Source organism: Paenibacillus sp. Negev47, from assembly GCF_058313655.1.
In genome coordinates this window covers 1,634,367-1,648,964 of the sequence record NZ_CM177754.1, presented here as the reverse complement: position 1 = coordinate 1,648,964, position 14,598 = coordinate 1,634,367, and the positions used below count along the sequence as shown (strand labels likewise).

Genomic DNA, 14,598 nt, shown 5'->3' with positions numbered 1-14,598 from the left:
GTGCCGTATATTCGCTCTATTTTGCGCTCAACTGAATATTCAGAACACGGTCATACGCTTCCTTATAGGTGCTCAGCAGCTGATCTACGCCAAGATTATTCATCTCCTCTACATACTTCTCCCAATCCGCCAGACTTCGGGAGCCAGTCACGAATTTGGCAAAGCTCTCATCGCGGTGCTTTTTGATGGCCTGCCCGGTAATGGATATGATTTCATTTTCCGCCTCTGTAAACGCAGGTCTTGGCTGCATGGCGGAAGGATCATACTTCACTGCTTCTTCATAAGCGTGCTTCAGGCCATCCGAGAACAGCGACAAATGGGCATTAAAATCAATCCAGGTATAGGTGCCGCTGGTCTGAAGTCCCGTCTGTTTGCGCATTTCAATGACATCGTTATATTCCGGCTTGAACTTGATCGCATCTCCTTCCTTCACGTAGGTCTCGCCCTCTATGCCCCAACTGCTGAGCGTACGCCCTTCCTCGGAATAGAAAAAGTCCATGTACTTCATGACATCGTCAATGTTCTTGGAGGTGGAAGCTACCGTCAACCCGCCTTCCATATAATGAAAATACGGATTCAGCTGTTTGCCGCCGGAAATGCCGGCCGGAGGTGCCATGAACTGCATGTCGTACTCGGGGTTCTCCTGCTGCATGGCATTGTTAAAGAAATCAATCCGACTGATATAATCGATGGTCACGAATGATTTGCCTGTAGAGACCATGTCCTGCCACTGCTTAGTCTGCAGCGATAAGAAGTCGGGCGGAACCAATCCTTCGTCATAGAAACTTTTCCACATCCCCACCATCGTTTTATAGTTGTCTTCGGTCGGTCCATAGCGCCATTCTTTCTGGTCAAAATCATAGTAGGCACCTTCCCCGGTTCCGTAGTTCACCGTCATATTTGCATTCATCTCATCCGGGATCTGCCCGTAACGGATGGAGAGAGGGTAACTGTCCGGGTATTTCTCCTTCAGCGTCTTCAGGGCCGCATGCAGCTCTTCGTAGGTTGTAGGAACCTGAATGCCTTCCTTGTCGAACACATCCTTGCGGTACATCCAGATCATGCGGTTCGTCTCGCCGAACCCCTGATTGGGGAACATATACATCTTGCCGTCGGCGGAGAGGGTAGCCTTCGCTTCCTCGGGATATTGTTTCATCCATGCTTGCAGATTCGGCATGTTGTCCATATGCTCCATTAAATCTACCAGCGCGCCCTGCTGTCCAAACTTGTTCGATTCCTTGCGATTGGGCATATACATCAGATCAGGCAGCGTTTTGGAGGCAATCGCCAGATTCAAGCTCTCTTCCAGCTTGCCGGAAGGCGTCTGTACTTCAAGCGTGACGCCGGTCTTTTCCTTCAGCCAGTTCCAAATGGGCCAGCTCTTGGAATAAGGAAACGTGGCATTGTTATCCAGCAGCGCCGTAAAAGTCTTTCCCGTTCCCTTGGAGTTATCCGTTACGCCGTTATCCCCCTGCGCATCCGTCTGCGAGCCGGAACCGTTGCCGCCTCCACTGCACCCCACTATCATCGTTACTGCAACCAGCAGGGGAAGTATTACCGATTTCCATTTGCCCATAAGCTTCTCTCCCTTAATCCGAATTTGCGTTGAATTGCTTTGTTTTCCAAATCTAGCCTTTGACCGCTCCGACCATAGCTCCCTTAACGAAATACTTCTGTACAAACGGATAGATGACCAGAATCGGCAGGGTTGAGACCATGATGGTTGCATATTTGAGCGATTCCTCCACCACCAGGTTATCTCCCCCAATGGACGTTACGTCGCCTGAGCTTGCCGTGCCGGCAAGCACCAGATTACGCAGCAGTACCTGCAGCGGGAACAAATCGGGAGACCTTAGATAGAGCAGAGGGAAAATAAAGTTATTCCACATGCCCACGGCATAGAACAAGGCAATGGTGGCGAAGGATGCCTTGGACAGCGGAACGACAATCCGAATGAAGATGCCGATATCATTCAGGCCGTCCATACGGCCCGATTCCTCCAGCTCTTTGGGGATGCCCGAGAAAAACGTGCGCATCAGAATCAGGTTCCAGGTGCTGACTGCTCCTGGAAGAACCATTCCCCAGATGGTGTCCACCAGATTCAGGGAACGAACCACCAGGAAGGTTGGAATCATCCCCCCGCTGAAGAACATCGTAATGACAATCAGCACGGTGAAGCTATTGCGCAGCGCCATATCTTTTCTGGACAATGCGTAGGCTCCCGTCGAGGTGACCACCAGCGAGATCAGTGTGCCAAGCACGGTGTAAAGGAGCGTATTTCGGTAAGCCGTCCAGATCTGCGGATCTCCCAGCACAAGTTTATACATGCTCAGATTGAAGCCCTTGGGCCAGAAGGAAATATTGTTTTGAATGACGTTCACGTTGCTGCTGAGGGAGACGGCCAGCATATGAAGAAACGGATAGAGTGTGACCACCACAACCAGCAGCAGGATCAGGGATGCCACAACGTTAAACCAGGAAAATTGGAATGATTTCACGCCACACCTCTTTCTACCATAAACTGGTCTCACTTAATCGGCGGCTGAGCCAGTTGGCCGTATAGATGAAAATGAGACTGATGACTCCCATGAACAAATCAATGGACGCACCATAGCTGAAGTTCCCCTGTACCATGCCCACTCTGTAGACATATGTGCTAATAATATCCGCCGTATCGTAGATTGCCGGATTCTGCATCAGGAACACCTTCTCGAAACCAATCTCCAGCACTTTGCCAATATTCAGAATCAGCGTAATGACGATGGCGGGAGATATACCGGGAAGTGTGACATGCCAGATTTTGTGTACTCGGCTTGCCCCGTCCATATCAGCGGCCTCATACAGCTGCGGGTCAATGGTCGTCAGTGCGGCCAGATAAATAATGGTCTCCCAGCCGATATGCTGCCAGATTTCCGACAGAACATAGATGCCACGAAACAATCCTGGCTCATTCATAAAATTGATGGGTCCAATGCCGATCACTGCCAGCAGATTGTTAATCAGTCCTCCGGTCGGAGACAGGAACATAATCACCATACTTGCCACAATGACATTCGAGATGAAATGCGGCAGATAACTGACCGTCTGCACAAAACGCTTGAATGCTGCCCTGCGCACCTCATTCAGCAGAATCGCGAGCAGGATCGGGGCTGGAAAGCCGAACACCAGCTTATACAGTCCCAGCAGAAACGTATTCTTCATCAGGGGCCAAAAATCGGGATTCTCTAGAAACATCCGGTAATATTTGAATCCCACCCAATCACTGGCCCAAATTCCTTTGAACAGATTGTAATCCTTGAAGGTGATGACCAGCCCAAACATCGGCGCATAGCGGAAGATCAAATAATACAGGAGGCATGGCAGGAAGAGCAGCCATAGCGCCTTGTTTTTGTTCCAGATTCGGACCATCGGCGCCTTCCGTCGAGGTGGATGGTTCACTTTCTTTTGCAGTTTGTCTTGCATTAAGCCAGCATCAGCCATCAGCATGCCCCCTCTTTATTGGATGATTGAAAACGGACTTGAATGTTAGATAACTTACCCTGAATATCCCGGGTTTGTCTCCGAATTATACCGATTAATCCAAGGAAAGCGCTATCTACATGTTATATAACTTTTCGCCTAAACACCTATTTTCCAGATATCCGCGTATAAATCAGTAAAAGTGCATATTGTTTGTGTCAGCTTTATGCCGCTATGATAGGATTAGACCAAACGATTTTCGGCTGTATCCAAGGGGGAATGTCATGATGAAGGGACTGCTTACAAGCAAATTCGCGTCGAATGGCCTGTTTGCCAAGCTAATGCTGAGCTTCCTCAGTGTCATCCTGATTTTGGCTTCATTTAATTTGTTCTCCCATCTGTACTTGAGCAACAAAGTTTACCAGGAGATGGTCAGACAAAATGAAATGGGCCTTGCACAGACCGTCGAAGGGTATGAGAATCACTTTCGGCTGACCCAGAACATGATTCTGGCCCTCACTCAATCGGACACCTGGACAGCCAATTTGGGCATTTTGAGCCACATTAAGGAGAATCGCCGTTACGATGTTCCCGCTGAGGTCAAATTGGACCTCTCCACCCTGTATGCCAATCCTTTTTTGCATATCGACAATTTCATCCTCTATTTCAAGCAAGAAGACTATATATTGGAGAAGGAAGGTCTCAGCAGTGTCAGCGATATGTTCGGCAAATATTATTACAGTAAGGAATATCCACCGGAATACTGGAAAACTCAAACCATGAACAATCAGTTCCTCAAAGTAATGCCTGCGGCAGCTTTTATGGAAAACACCATTCATTCTTCCCGCTCCCTCGGGCAACTGATGCCAGTCATGATGAAAGCCATTCCTTATGAGGACGTGTACGGCATCGTTATGCTGAATCCCCAGCGTATGCAGGACACTTATGGCGATGCAGGTAATAATCCGTTCTACATTCTGGACAACGAGGGGCGCCTTCTGTTCACCACGGTAGAAGGAAACGTGCAAAATCCACGGCTTCCTGCAGACGGAGGCAGATATGAACGCATTGGAGATCAGTATTACTTCTATGAGAAAGGCAAGCAAACCGGGTTCACCTATGTCCAGGTAACCCAGGCCGCGGTAATTAGCGCGGAAATGCGCGGCATGCAACTGCTGCTGGCGCTCCTGCTCGGAGCCGCTGTACTGATCAGCGTGCTCTCGTCCCTGTTTTTCAGCCTGCGATTAAATCAGCCGCTTCAGCGCCTTATTGCCGCTCTTGACCGAGATTCCGGCAGCGGGCCAGACAAGTTGAGCAGTGTAAAGGAATTCGCCATGATCGGCGACCGTTTGAGCTCTATTCTGGAGAATAACCGCTACATTCAAAGCGATCTTGCGCAGAAGAACTCTCTTGTACGCCAGTATGCTTATACCCATAAAGTGAAAAATATCCCGCTCAGCTCCTACCTGGCAGAGCTTGAGGATGTTCGGCAACCCGAGCAGCCCTATGTCTCCATTTTGTTTAAGGTTGGCTTCAAATCCCTGCCAGATGAATTCGGGCAGCATACCCTGTTATTATGGAAGCTGATTCAGAGCCTGTTCAGCAGCAGCCAAAACAACAGTGTTGCCCTTCAGCCCGAGCAGGATCAGCTGTTACTGCTGATGTTTGATCCCGGTCCGCAGAGCGGTATATTACAGGCGCTGGATACACTTAAGGAATTACTCGCTACCGAAGAATCCCTCTACCTGACCATCGCAGTGAGTCCAGTATATTCCGGAGAAATCCCGTTTACCGATGCGTACAGCAATCTGTCCATCCTGTTGAAAGAGCGGAGACTGAATGGGGAAACGCAGATAATTGTAGAGCCGCGCGCTTCCTCCTCCAATGCCTTTCATGTGAAGGTAACCTATGGGGAGGAGCTGCACAATCTGCTGCAATCAGGTAATGAGGAGGCCGTTTTCGCTTGGGTGAATCGCCAGCTGGAACAACTGCAGCACAAGGATGCGGCCGCAGAGGACTTCCGCACCTTTGCTCTTGGCGCAGTGGAACAAATCGGCAAAACAGTGATGAAGCTGAATTTGAGTCCCATCGGGTCTGACCTTCATCCTTCTCCACTGGGTGAGCCATTTGCGGGTTTTCATTCCGTGCAGCAGTACAGGCAATGGCTTCGGGAGCTCGTTCAACCAGTACTTGCGGCAGTCCGCAGTCAATCGGAAACGCGCGATCCGGTCATCAGCTTTGTGCTGGACTATTTGGATCATCACTATGGGGAAGATATTAATTTGAATATCGTCGCCGACAAGTTAAATTTAACCCCAGGGTACCTCTCCAGTATTTTTAAGGAAAAGACCAACATCAACTTCAGCGAGTATCTGAATAATCTTCGGGTTGAACGGGCCAAGGAGCTGCTTGTGAATGTGGATCTGCGGATTCAGGACATCGCCATGCAGGTCGGTTATCAAAACGCGAACTCGTTCATCCGCATGTTCAAGCGTCGATACGGGCTGACTCCCGGAGAATATCGCAAGCGTCATGCGGGTGATGACCCGTTCCTCTCCTCCGGTCATGGCTAATCAAGCGCTAGAAGGAGAAGCTGGGTCGTTCTAAATACACAAAAGCCCGCTCTGACAGCGGGCTTGTTCATTATTTTTCTACATCAGAAATTTGGAAAGATGCACATGAGCCATGGAGGGGATCCGTTGTTCCTCAGGAATATTTTCGTAGAGAAGATACCCTTTCCCCGCATCAGTCATTTGTCTGCGCAGCAATACGGCCTTTGCCGTGATCGATAAAGCAGAAATCAAACTGCATTAGAGAATCCATTTTTAATAAACCAGAAAAGTCTTCCGCCTTAATCCCTGTATGTATCTCCTTCAATTCCAGCACCTCTAGTTGTTCCGCAGTCCACAGGTTGTCGATCTCCTGTAATGATTTCATAAAATCCAATTCGAGCTGAAGCAGGTTCTGCATGTTTGAAAAGTCGCACAGACGCTCGACTTTAGGCAGTGACAGGTGCAGAAAGGCCAAACGATGTAACAGAGTTTGTCAGCGTCTCTTCTCATTTGCAGCTCGCCAATCTATTATAGATATAAGCGTTTGAACAGACTGGAGGATACGCAGCATGCAATTTGCCAAACGAATGGACCATTTTAATGAAGGCATATTTACTCGATTATCTGAAATTAAGAGACAACGTCTGGAACAGGGATTGGGCGTCATCGATCTTAGCGTAGGCGCACCCAACACCCCGCCAGCGCAGCATATTATTCAGGCTCTATGTGAGGCAGCAGCAGATGTACAGAATTATACCTATGCCCTCAATGACCAGAGTGAGTTGCTGAAGGCTGTCAGTGAGTGGTACCAACGCAGGTACGAGGTCGATCTGGACCCCAAAACCGAAGTATGCTCCCTGCTTGGCTCACAAGAGGGTCTGGCACATATCTCATTATCCATCGTGAATGAAGGCGATCTTGTCCTTGTTCCGGACCCCTGTTATCCGGTATTCGCGGACGGGCCGCTTCTGGCGGGAGCAGAGCTGTATTACATGCCTCAAAAGGAAGAGCATCATTATGTCATTCAGCTGGAAGAGATACCCGAGGATATAGCACAGAGAGCCAAATTCATGCTGGTTTCCTATCCCAACAATCCAACAACAGCAATGGCACCAGAGCAGTTCTACCTGGACCTGATCGCATTTGCCAAGAAACATGATATCATCGTTCTCCATGACAATGCATACAGCGAGCTCGTGTTCGAAGGGGAATCATGCGGAAGTTTTCTGGCCTTTCCTGGTGCCATGGACGTCGGTGTTGAATTCAACTCTCTGTCCAAAACCTATGGGCTCGCCGGGGCTCGAATCGGATTTTGCATGGGCAACGCAACGATAGTATCCATGTTGAAAAAGCTGAAATCCAACATGGATTACGGCATGTTCCTCCCGATTCAGAAGGCAGCCATTGCCGCCATTACCGGGGATCAGAGTGACGTAGATCGGGTACGGGCAATCTATGAGGATCGTCGGGACATTCTGTGCGAAGGCTTTAGCAGACTCGGATGGGAAATAACGAAGCCTGATGCCACGATGTTTATTTGGACACGGATTCCCGCTCATTATGACAGTTCCGAGCAATTTGCCATGGATCTGGTCGGTCGGGCGGGCGTCATCGTTACGCCTGGAAGTGCATTTGGTCCTTCAGGTGAAGGATATGTCCGGCTCGCCCTTGTCCAGGATCGGGAACAATTGGAACTGGCACTGCAATCCGTGGAAAACAGCAGCATACTGGTACCGAATTAATCATCAGCAAAGAGCACCCGTTCCTTATTCGGTGAAGGGGTGCTCTTTCTGCTCTCATGCAAAAACCCGGGTCATGATCCTCCTCCAGATATTCATCCATCATTATAAATAAATGAGAATAAACGCTAAAAAGCCCGCTGCATGCGGGCTTTTTAGCATTTATTCATATGTGATATTTTTGAAGTACACTTTTACTTTATCGACTTCCGCCAGTTGGAACGATACATCAGATACAGGAAGTACGGCGTTCCGATAATTGCAATGAGTATGCCTGATGGAATCTCTGTTGGCGCCATGACGGTTCTGCCGATCGTATCGGCCAGTACCAACATGACTGCACCGGCTAATGCGGATAAAAACATCGAACGTCTTAACTTATTCCCCGTCAGTAACCGAACCATATGTGGTGCAATCAGACCGATAAAACCGACGGTTCCTACACAAGCAACAGCACCTGCTGCAAGTAATACACCAACTGCCATGGCCAGTAATCGTGTACGGCGTACACCCAGTCCAAGTCCAGATGCACTATTGTCGTCGAATACCAACAGTTCGAATCTACGCGCCAGCCACCAGGCCACAGGTAACAGAATAACTAAAAATAATCCGATAACCTTCACCTGTTCCCAGGTACGAGCATAGGTGCTTCCTGTCAGCCAGATATACCCGCTGCTACCGTAGACGGCACCACGTACAATCAGAATCTGAATACCTGCTCCAGCAATGGCAGACATCGCGATCCCTAGCAACACAACCGCCGAAGGGTTCAGTCCTTTCTTCCAGGCGAGGGAGAACACAACCACTGCAGCAATGGCTGCACCGATGATTGCCGCAATGGGCAGCAAGTATATCGGAAGACCCGGCCATAAGATGATGACCATCATCGCTCCAAGCCCTGCACCTGAGGACACACCGACAATTGAAGCATCTGCCAGAGGGTTACGTACCGCCATCTGAATAAGCACGCCACTGATTGCCAGTGCAGCTCCTGCACCTGCGGCAACAAGTGTACGCGGAATCCGAAGCTGAATCAGCGCGGAGAACAGTCCATCCGATTGGAACAGACTCGGCAACCAATCGGCCAGCGGAATTCGCATACCGCCAAACATCGTACTGATCAAGATAAGCACGACCGTTATGACTGAGAATAATACAGCCATCGGGCCAAATGCAAAGCGACGCGAGGCTCCTCCTGTGCTCATTGAAGTAGACATGCCTGATCCGTTCGCAGCCTTCATGCGTGTAAGAACAAGCCAGATGAGCCATGGTGCACCAATGATCGCCATAACGGCACCCGTTGGCAGCTCCATGCTGGAGTTATGCACCATCTTGGCGAGGACGTCTGCCCCAACCAGGAGTGCTGCTCCCCATATGAACACACCAGGTAAAAGTAATCGATTGGAACGTACACCACTCAATCGAACCAGATGAGGTGCAACCAGTCCGACGAAGCCAATCGGCCCGATTACACTGACAATCACAGCAGCCAGCAATACCGCGAGAATTAAACCACCGGCACGAGCCAATCCAACCTTTTGTCCCAAGGAAGAAGCCGTTGATTCATCCAGTTCAAGCATATCCCACTGTCTGGACAGGATTAACGCGAGAATAGTAATGCCAACTACCCAAGGCCAAGCATAGGACACACCACTCCAGTCATTCTGAACGAGTGTTCCGGAGCCCCACAGGAATAACCCTTGTGTCTCCATCGAGAAAAAAATATGTAATGCGCTTGTAAATGAACCAAGCACCATCGATACAATCATACCGGACAACGCAAGTCGAACCGGGCTTGATGTTCGTCCGCCGCCCATGAAATAAGCCGCAAATGCTGCCAGCAAACCACCCAGAGCTGCGAAGAGAAAAGGCGACTGACTTATCAGACCTGGAAAAGCGATAGCTCCCAGCACCACCACAAAGTATGCTCCTGCATTAATGCCCAGTGTATCTGAAGCAGCCAGTGGATTACGAGTAATGGTCTGCAACAATGCGCCCGCAACAGCCAGTGCACCTCCTGCAAGAATACCGATCACTGTACGTGGCATACGCAAGTCCCAGACCATATTGTGCTCTAATGTATTTTGTCTGCTCGTAAGAGCGTCCCATACGACATGCAAAGGAATGGATGCCTCTCCATAACATAGACTTACAAAAAAAAGCACGATAAGAGCGGTTAGACCGCCCCCATATATGCTTATTGTGCGCCAATTCATAGCTGGCTTAGATCCTTGAACCGAGCTCATTTTGTAATCGCCTCTACTACCCCATCAACCAATACTTTGGAGGAGATCGGTCCGCCAAATGTCCATGTTGTGCTATCGAGTTGATATATGCGTTTATCCTTCACAAAGTTGAGTCCATTCCAAACGGAGTTATCTTTCATGGCTGTGCCAAAAACGTCATCGTCTGGCTGTGTAATATAAATGAAGTTACTGTCCTGTACAGTGGATAATGACTCAATGCCTACTGTAGAGAAGCCATAACTCTCCATCTTGTCCGGCTGCCAATCATTAACCAAGCCAATCTTGTCGAGCGTACCAATAACAACAGAGTTATCCGTAAACATACGCAGGCTGGCTGCATTTTGATATGTGAACGCTTGTGTCAGTGCAAAGTTGAAGTTTTCTTTCCCCGCAGCAGCGAGTTTTTCTTTGGCTTCTACATAGTGCTGATCAAGATCACTCAGAACTTCTTTTGCTTTGTCTTCTTTACCCAGAGCCGTTGCAATGTTATTAAAGATCTCTGTCATCTTGTCATAATCATAGCCGTCACCATCATACGGATCATATTCAATCGTTGGTGCAATTGCATTCAGCTGATCGTAGACCGCTGTATTATTATCCGCATTGGCAATGATCAGATCTGGCTTCAAAGCAGCAATAGCTTCCAGATTCGGCTCACTGCGTGTTCCGATATCCGTAACACTGTCATCCAGTGCTGCTTCGGATGTTACATAAAGTTTATAGTTAGCATTATCTGCGTTACCTACTGGTTGAACTCCCAGGGCAACGACATCTTCTGTATACGTCCATTCAAGTGTAACGACACGCTCAGCCGGCTTGTCCAGCTGAAGCTCTCCACGTTTATGCTTCACGGTAACAGGACCTGCTGTCTCTTCAGCCGGAGCACTACCGGAGTCACTACCTTGACTTGTATCTGTTGTATTCGTGGTTTTACCACAACCCGCCAAGACCAGCACAAAGGCCAGCATGATCAACAGTCCGTTTAATCCTTTTTTCATATCTTTATTCTCCCCTGTTTATATGTATTTATATGATAACAATTATCATTATCACTATTGGATTATGCCGTAGGAATGGATTTTTGTCAATGCAAAGTCACTTGTGATCTATATTCTCCGAATAACAGGAAAAAGGAACTGCTCTTCAGCAATCCCCTTCCCTTGGATCGATCAGATCTGATTTAACTTAGCTGCATTGTAGTGATACACGTATCATCGTTGTCATATGTAGACAATTGGGTCTCTGCAACTTTCCCATCATGAACTACACGAATGAGATAAGTTCTATCTCTGGGCACCCATAGATCCATAAATCCGTTTGCACCCGATTTCATCATGGAATCCTTCATTAAGGTGTTGCCCTCGGAATCGTGAATGGTAACATTGAACTCCTCATCTACCATTTCCCCCTGACAGCCGGTCAAGCTATGAATTGCACAGGGATGGGTCTGGTCCACGTAAGGCGCAATGGAAAGGAAAAATTCATTTTCAGGCAAATCATATGTAGTGGTCTTTTTATCCTGATCGGTGACAATTAACTGTTTGGCATTGATGGAAGCTGATTCAGGTGTCTCTTTACCTGTGCTGATATCTTCCACCAATTTTCTAATGTTGGGCGCACTGGTTGTACCCGCACCTTCCTTGCCCGTATTGTGCGCAAACAGATAGGTTCCAATTACAATTACAACTGCAACACTAGCAATAATCCACATTTGTTTCTTCATCTGGAGTCCATCTCCTCGTCTGTTTTACTTAAGTATAATGGAGAACGAACCAACATGGACTTATACAGCACGGAATTCACCAGATATTCACATATATGGTTGGCTCAATTCGGGATATGCATATATGATATCTGGTCGATAAGTCTTACTGCTCATTGCGTGAGCGACAATTAATATGCCATAATTCGATCTGCCATTTCCTCGGCTTGCAGCACCGCAGACAACGGGTCGGAGAGGAAATATCTATTCCAGTCAAGGCTAATAACACGATCTGTCTCGATGGACTTCTGCCATGGTTTGCCTGAAGATTGGTCAAGTCCATGTACTGGACCATTATCGCGGGATTCGGGGTCGTCCTCTCGGCTCGCGGTTGGATCATAGCATGGAGCGAGCGCTAACGAATCTGAGGCGTCTTATTCAACGATTTGAAGCGCGTGCAGAAATCTAAGGAACCTGAGGCACTCTATATCCAATTAAAAAGCCGTTTTCAGTGTTTTTATAAGGGAACTTTGGTAGATAACGTGTCTGATGTTCCTTAGAATTTAAAAAGAGGACCTGAAGGCCAATTAAGATGTCCTGAGTTCCTTAAAAAATCATCTATCCATTCGCCAAGATCGGCAGTCTGGGGATTCAAGACTCTTTATCCATCTCAAAAAAAGGTTACACAAACAGCGCCCACCAGAACGATTCAGGTGGCGCTGTTTATTTGGTATGAATATGTCGCTATTTTCAATAAGGATACGTCGACATATTTTATCTAATCACACAAATAAGTGTTCATACTTTCGAATCTGGGATCTTAAAATTTGAGTAACTCTCCCAAGAACTTGATCATGCTGTTCAATGAATTGAATAACTGAAGATCGATCAAATCGAAGATTTGTTTCCAGCGCACGTGCTTGTTTTGAAAAATCACTGCTAAATGGCTTCGCCTTAATCTTGCGCAACGCAATACTTGTTGGCATGCTTAGCGGATAGTCTGTTGTATCTGACAAAAGGCTTAGACCGTGATCAAAAAGTGGACAGAGTCTATATCCATCAGGACCATGTATAAAAGCGATATTATTCAAATGTCGGTCTTCATTTAGCAGAATCGCGTCCAGTGGTAACATGATTGAGAAGTACTCTAGCGTATCTAATTTCAATACATCCTTGAGAAAATCAACAACTAAAAGCACGGAATCTCGTGTGCTCTGTCCTTGCTGTAAATCATCAAATTTGACACCATAACTCTCCAAAATGCGATGCAAAGTAATGATACTCTCTCCCGGCTGCAGAAAATCTTCAGAATAACAACCCGGATATTCAACGTTTTCCTCAAGCAGAACACACTGCGTATAAGGAACTATAAGTCCTGATGGAATATTGGATCGACTAATTAGCTCGAATGCTACCCACTCCGCCAGTCCTTCATAACCAAATTTATTAGCTTTTCCCCACTTATTCTCAATTTTCCATTTTAATTGGTCACCCTTGCTGCTACTGACAAAAGTCTTACGAGAATCCTTGCTCACCTGCAAAACGGGGATGGACATCAGCACAGGTCAACTCCTCATTAGAAAATCGAATCCAGACATAATCATCATATAACACGCCATGTGTTTGTTTTACGATCTCCGAAGCTACATAATCATTCAGACCTAATAATTGCAAAATTTTATCGGCATGATGTCTGGTGCGAGGGAAACATCTTGATTCAAAATAATCCAGTACATCCCCTACGGTCACCTTAGACTTGCTTGGAAAAGGGAGAAAAACAGGCGATACACTTTTATCTTGCCACACATCAACCGTTTGATTGCTATAATCCAACTTCACTTTGGCAATCACCTGGTCATGCTCCAAGACCTCAAATTCAAGAGGAGAAGATATAAATTTGTTTATTTTTTTCATCTGCTACCTCCAACATTTTTTTATCAGCTAACAGATTTTGATGTTATTCGACAATATTATACCATTTCTTAAAACATATTATATTTCATCCGTCTAAATTCTCAGATAAAAAAAACTGTGATTCCCAGGTTGTAATTGATTTGTGTCGACGGCTAGATCTCTTCTGGGGTTACTGGGATTAGCAAAAATATATTCAATTGGCACCCATTTAAAATTATCATCACTATTCTGCTGTGGTTGACCATTTAGATTGAGTGCTGAAATTTGCAATAGTAACGCCTCATTTCTATTGATAATTTTTTGGTAGTCGAAATCGCATTTTCTTAATATTTCATCAATATTTATTCTTAATTGAGCTGCGGAGATCGTAAAATATTCTATTATATTCTCTCTGCTGTAGCCTTCTATTAGCTTGTCAGCAACTTTCTGTTCTATTGTAGAAAAGCTTCCTACAACTTCGATTTGAAATATTTGATCCTGATTTTCTTCGACCGCAATCACATCTATAAGCTGTCTTTCATCTTGGTTTTCTTGCTTTGAATTAATTGAGTCAAATAAGTATAATTGACGCCTAATTACATAAAAATGCAAAGCTTGAACGGCCATATTGTAAGAGCATCCGAGTTCTTGCGAGATAACATCTGGTGACATACCCGATAGGTTTCGACTCATTATTTTAAGGATTATACTATTTATTTTTTGGCTAGGTCGTACAATATTATAGTGTTGTATTGTAAACTCTATCATTCTTCCCTTTACGAATTTATAAGCCTAACGCCAAAAAAACTCATGTCCTTTTTTAAAATCAAATTTCGAATACGCCTCTATAAGTCCTAAATAGCCTTGTTGTGTAAGATCATCCAATAGCCACTTGCCGTATAACATTCTGGAGTAGAAAAATCTTTTTGCTGTTCTTTTTACGTTTTTGGCGTGTTTATATATGGCTTCTTCTATTGTTATCTCGGTGGATTGAGGCTGAATCAAAT

General features: G+C 46.5%; 13 protein-coding genes. 2 read left to right on the top strand and 11 right to left on the bottom strand.

Features of this window, described 5'->3' with window-relative positions; translation table 11 throughout:
- Positions 1-16: 16 nt before the first annotated feature.
- The 3 genes from AC4G47_RS07585 to AC4G47_RS07575 are packed head-to-tail and all read right to left on the bottom strand — an operon-like array spanning position 17 to position 3,408.
- Positions 17-1,576 (bottom strand): extracellular solute-binding protein, encoded by a 1,560-nt coding sequence (locus AC4G47_RS07585; protein WP_491105602.1) that lies wholly within the window; start codon positions 1,574-1,576, stop codon positions 17-19.
- 52 nt (positions 1,577-1,628) lie between these two features.
- Positions 1,629-2,498 carry a carbohydrate ABC transporter permease gene (locus AC4G47_RS07580; RefSeq protein WP_491105601.1) on the bottom strand — a complete coding sequence of 290 codons (870 nt, stop codon included), beginning with the start codon at positions 2,496-2,498 and terminating at the stop codon, positions 1,629-1,631.
- A gap of 13 nt (positions 2,499-2,511) precedes the next feature.
- Positions 2,512-3,408, bottom strand: coding sequence for an ABC transporter permease (locus AC4G47_RS07575; protein WP_491106662.1), 897 nt, complete (start codon positions 3,406-3,408; stop codon positions 2,512-2,514).
- A 335-nt stretch (positions 3,409-3,743) separates the two neighbouring features.
- Here AC4G47_RS07575 and AC4G47_RS07570 point away from each other — a divergent pair, with 335 nt between their 5' ends.
- On the top strand, positions 3,744-6,032 hold the full coding sequence (locus AC4G47_RS07570; protein WP_491105600.1) for a helix-turn-helix domain-containing protein: 2,289 nt from the start codon (positions 3,744-3,746) through the stop codon (positions 6,030-6,032).
- Positions 6,033-6,204: 172 nt separating this feature from the next.
- On the opposite strand, the gene AC4G47_RS07565 is transcribed toward AC4G47_RS07570, so the two are convergent.
- On the bottom strand, positions 6,205-6,429 hold the full coding sequence (locus AC4G47_RS07565; protein ID WP_491105598.1) for a hypothetical protein: 225 nt from the start codon (positions 6,427-6,429) through the stop codon (positions 6,205-6,207).
- Between the two features lie 151 nt (positions 6,430-6,580).
- On the opposite strand from AC4G47_RS07565, the gene AC4G47_RS07560 reads away from it, so the two are divergent.
- Complete coding sequence (locus AC4G47_RS07560; protein ID WP_491105596.1) at positions 6,581-7,753, top strand: aminotransferase class I/II-fold pyridoxal phosphate-dependent enzyme; 1,173 nt, start codon at positions 6,581-6,583, stop codon at positions 7,751-7,753.
- Between the two features lie 191 nt (positions 7,754-7,944).
- Here AC4G47_RS07560 and AC4G47_RS07555 read toward each other — a convergent pair whose 3' ends face one another.
- The 7 genes from AC4G47_RS07555 to AC4G47_RS07525 all read right to left on the bottom strand — a co-directional run bounded on the left by AC4G47_RS07555 (position 7,945) and on the right by AC4G47_RS07525 (position 14,596).
- A complete protein-coding gene (locus tag AC4G47_RS07555) occupies positions 7,945-9,996 on the bottom strand; it encodes an iron ABC transporter permease (protein ID WP_491105595.1) in 2,052 nt (683 codons plus the stop codon).
- The gene (locus tag AC4G47_RS07550; RefSeq protein WP_491105594.1) at positions 9,993-10,994 is read right to left on the bottom strand and encodes an ABC transporter substrate-binding protein; all 1,002 of its coding nucleotides are present in this window, start codon (positions 10,992-10,994) and stop codon (positions 9,993-9,995) included. Before AC4G47_RS07550 ends, AC4G47_RS07555 begins: the two co-directional genes overlap by 4 nt.
- Positions 10,995-11,176: 182 nt before the next feature.
- Positions 11,177-11,719, bottom strand: a complete 543-nt coding sequence (locus AC4G47_RS07545; RefSeq protein ID WP_491105593.1) for a CueP family metal-binding protein — start codon at positions 11,717-11,719, stop codon at positions 11,177-11,179.
- 761 nt (positions 11,720-12,480) lie between these two features.
- Entirely contained in the window at positions 12,481-13,260 is a 780-nt protein-coding gene (locus AC4G47_RS07540) for a hypothetical protein (protein WP_491105592.1), read from the bottom strand.
- The gene (locus AC4G47_RS07535; protein ID WP_458123561.1) at positions 13,214-13,612 is read right to left on the bottom strand and encodes a hypothetical protein; all 399 of its coding nucleotides are present in this window, start codon (positions 13,610-13,612) and stop codon (positions 13,214-13,216) included. Before AC4G47_RS07535 ends, AC4G47_RS07540 begins: the two co-directional genes overlap by 47 nt.
- 93 nt (positions 13,613-13,705) lie before the next feature.
- Complete coding sequence (locus tag AC4G47_RS07530; RefSeq protein WP_491105591.1) at positions 13,706-14,218, bottom strand: hypothetical protein; 513 nt, start codon at positions 14,216-14,218, stop codon at positions 13,706-13,708.
- Positions 14,219-14,383: 165 nt separating this feature from the next.
- Positions 14,384-14,596 (bottom strand): sigma factor, encoded by a 213-nt coding sequence (locus AC4G47_RS07525; protein WP_491105589.1) that lies wholly within the window; start codon positions 14,594-14,596, stop codon positions 14,384-14,386.
- Positions 14,597-14,598: the final 2 nt, after the last annotated feature.